Annotated in this window: 4 protein-coding genes; 1 reads left to right on the forward strand and 3 read right to left on the reverse strand. The window is 64.6% G+C overall.

Annotated elements, in window-relative coordinates:
- The coding region (locus EN994_RS23575; protein WP_245466069.1) for an aldolase/citrate lyase family protein at positions 1 to 343 on the reverse strand (343 nt) is incomplete at its 3' end.
- 2 nt (positions 344 to 345) lie between these two features.
- A complete protein-coding gene (locus tag EN994_RS23580) occupies positions 346 to 798 on the reverse strand; it encodes a MaoC family dehydratase (RefSeq protein WP_063167880.1) in 453 nt (150 codons plus the stop codon).
- 151 nt (positions 799 to 949) lie between these two features.
- Here EN994_RS23580 and EN994_RS23585 point away from each other — a divergent pair, with 151 nt between their 5' ends.
- Complete coding sequence (locus tag EN994_RS23585; protein ID WP_063167881.1) at positions 950 to 2,074, forward strand: DUF2336 domain-containing protein; 1,125 nt, start codon at positions 950 to 952, stop codon at positions 2,072 to 2,074.
- On the opposite strand, the gene EN994_RS23590 is transcribed toward EN994_RS23585, so the two are convergent.
- Positions 2,071 to 3,396: FUSC family protein (locus EN994_RS23590; protein WP_164746111.1), on the reverse strand; the 1,326-nt coding region annotated here is incomplete at its 5' end. The genes EN994_RS23585 and EN994_RS23590 overlap by 4 nt on opposite strands.

The following is a 3,396-nucleotide window of genomic DNA, read 5'->3' on the forward strand; positions in this document are numbered from 1 at the left end:
GGCCTTTTTCGGCCTCGCGCACCCTGAGTTTTGCCGACAGGTGCTGCACATCCTGGCCGCCGTTCGACTTGGGCAGCATGATGCCGTCGGGTTTCGCCGGAACCAGCGCCGCCAGATCGTCATCCGTCAGCCCGGTCGCGAGGTCATTGACCCTGACATAGATGGCGGAAGTCGTTTGTGCCCTGCGTTCCAGGATGAAGCGCGCCGCTACGACGCGCGCCAGCGCCTTGTTGTGCGGCGCCACGGAATCCTCGAGGTCGACGATGACCACGTCGGCGCCGGCACCAAAACCCTTTTCCAGCTTCCTCTCGGAATCACCGGGGACGAACAGCAGCGAGCGCATGATCAGGCCGGCTTCTTCAGCATCATGGCTTGCCTGGTGCATTTGGCGACGAGATCGCCATGCTGGTTGTAGGCGCGATGCTCGAATTCGACGATGCCGCGATCGGGCTTCGACCTGGACTCGCGCACCGAGATGACTGTCGTTTCGACGCGAACGGTATCGCCATGGAAGACCGGATGCGGAAACACGGTTTCCTTCATGCCGAGATTGGCCACCGTGGTGCCGACGGTGATGTCATTGACCGAAATGCCGATCATCAGCCCGAGCGTGAACAGCGAATTGACCAGCGGCTTGCCCCATTCGCTCTTGGTGGCGAAATCGAAGTCGATGTGCAGCGGCTGCGGGTTCAGCGTCATCACCGAAAACAGCATGTTGTCGCTTTCGGTAACGGTCTTGCGCAGCGTGTGCTGGAAGACATGGCCGACGACGAACTCTTCGAGATAAAGTCCGGCCATTTCTCTCTCCTCAGGTGCTTGACGGTTGATAGGCGCTGCAAATCAGCCTCGCAAGCCAGTTAATGAACATGGTGAACGGTTCGTAAACCAATTCTGCCTACGGTCGTCAGTGGGGTCGGAACCTTCCGGCAAGGGGCGTAAGCAGGCGGGCATGGTTGTTGTTTCGCATTTCCTGAAATGGATCTACACGGCCAAGGTGTCGGAGCGCGCCGCGGCGGCGAGCGCTCTGGCCCGAGCCTACATCAATTCCGAATTGCCCTTCGAGGACCGCTGCGCCGCAGAGGCGGCGCTGACACTGTTGCTCGACGATGCCTCGTCAAAGGTGCGGCTGGCGATGGCCGAGGCGCTGTCGATGAGCCAACACGCGCCAATGCAGATCATCAGCGTGCTGGCCTCCGACCAGCCGGAAGTCGCCGGCGTGGTGCTGGCGCGCTCGCCGCTGCTCACCGACGCCGACCTGATCAACCGCGTGGCTTCGAGTCCGAAGGCGACGCAAAAACTGATCGCAGACCGGCCGCTCGTCTCGATGGCGCTGTCGGCGGCCATCGCCGAGATCGGCGAGGCGGACGCCTGCGCCGTGCTGCTCGCCAACAGCGGCGCCGACATCGCCTCGCTCAGCTTCCGCCGCATGGCCGAACGGCATGGGCACCTGCCGCTGGTGCGCGAGGCGCTGATATCGGATGTCAGGCTGCCGGCCGACTGCCGGCATATGCTGCTCGTCAAGCTTGGCGAAATGCTGAAAACGTCGCCACTGGTGATGGCGATGATGGGCGCGGCGCGAGCCGACCGCGTCATGCGCGACGCCTGCGTCAAGGCTTCGGTGACGCTGATCGAAGGCACGCGCACGGAAGAACATGCGGCCCTGATCGAGCATCTCAGGCTGCGTGGCGACCTCACCGCGAGCTTCCTCATCCGCACCATCGCGCATGGCAAGGTCGATTTCTTCGGCTCGGCACTGGTTGCGCTCAGCCAGCAGTCCGAACAAAGGGTTAGGGCGCTGCTGGCCGGCGGGCACGACGTGGCTTTGCAGGCATTGTTCCGCAGCGCCGGGCTCGCCGGCGCCACGCACGCCATCATCCTGCGTGCGCTGAAGATCTGGCGCGAGGTCGCCAACGGCAAGCGCGTCGCCGGTGTGCAGGAGGTAAGCTGGCTGATGCTCAAGGAAGTGGGCGGTCAATCCGCCGAGGGTGATCTCGCCGCCTTGGTCAAGTCGATCCATCTCGACGCGCTGCGCGAAAACGCACGCGGCCACGCGCTGGCGATAGCGGCCGCCTAGCCTTTATCCCTGGCGAAAAAATCCGGAAAATCCTCCATCGCGGCGGCGATGATGCGCAACGATGCCGCGATCTGCAGCAATTCCCCGGTACCGTTTCGCTGGGCAATACCAGCCGCATATTGCCGGGCGACGGTGACGGTTGATGTCTGCGGATCGCCGGGGGCGCGGAAGAGCAGTTCGCGCGCCAGCCCTCTCAGGAAGTTGGCGATCGAAAGCGCGGTCTCGGATGGGATGGCATGGCTCTGGCTCGCATCGCGCAGCCGAAGGACCTCCAGGCCGACGGTGACGGCGGCGACGCCGCCGCCCAGAACCGCATCGCCTTTCTGACCGGCATTCTGCACCAGCGGCATCAATTGGTTGATGCGGTCGTAGGCGAGGCTCTCGAAGGCCGACCGCCTCGGCACCCGCTCATGCAGGCAAAGCCGCGCCAGATCCTCACGCATGGCGCGCACGATGCGGTTGGCCGCGAGCCAAGGATCGGCCGGCAGCACGACGATGAAGACACCGATCGCCAGCAGGATGCCGACCAGGATCGACGCCGAACCGGCGAAGAAGGGTCCGGGATCGTAGGTCATCGCCTGGTGCGGACTGAGGAAGGCGAGAAAGTTGATGGCGAAAGCCGTCGCAACGCCGACATAGCGTGGATTGGCCATGGCCAGCGCCGTCGGCACCAGGATCGGCACGACAAACAGCATGAACCAGCCGAAGCCGGGCAGGGCGGGCAATGCGATCTGGCCGACGAGAAAGGCAAAGGGCAGCGCCAGAAGCGTTCCCTTGAAGAAACCCCAGGCGACCTGCACAGGGTCGGGGCGAGCAGCAAACAGGCTCGACACGACGGCGACGAGAATGACCGTGCCGGCGGCTTCCGACCATTTCGTCGTCAACCAGAAGGCCGCGACCAGCAGCGTCGCAAGGGCAGCGCGCACCGCGTTGCGCGATGCGCCGGCGTAATCGCGATGCACCACCAGCGCAGGCTGCCTGCTGCCCCTGGCCGGGCGCGTGGCAGGCGCACGCAGGGCATCGAGGCCGCGCAGCACCTGCTTGAGCGCATCGGCGAAATCGGCGGCAATGGTCAGGCGGGTGATCGTGCCGACCCTGTCGTCGCCCTGGTCGGTCGAGGCATCGGGCATTTGCCGGGCCTTGGCCGAGATGGTGTCGAGCCGCGCCACCCAAGGCGTGGTGTCGTCCAGCGCGCCGGGCTTCGCGGCCATTTCACCGACAAGGGCTTGCAACTCCGAACGCACCGGAATGAGCGCCGCATTCTTCGGAGCGGCATGCGAATGCAACGCACGTGCCGCCGACAGCGCCGAGAGCAGTTGTCC

Origin of the sequence: Mesorhizobium sp. M7A.F.Ca.CA.002.09.1.1, assembly GCF_003998555.1 — a bacterium.
Taxonomy (GTDB): domain Bacteria; phylum Pseudomonadota; class Alphaproteobacteria; order Rhizobiales; family Rhizobiaceae; genus Mesorhizobium; species Mesorhizobium ciceri.

What these genes read in the sequence shown, in the direction of transcription:
- EN994_RS23585 (WP_063167881.1), top strand. Translation starts at nt 950, where the DNA reads ATGGTTGTTGTTTCGCATTTCCTGAAATGGATCTACACGGCCAAGGTG.
- EN994_RS23580 (WP_063167880.1), bottom strand. Translation starts at nt 798, where the DNA reads ATGGCCGGACTTTATCTCGAAGAGTTCGTCGTCGGCCATGTCTTCCAG.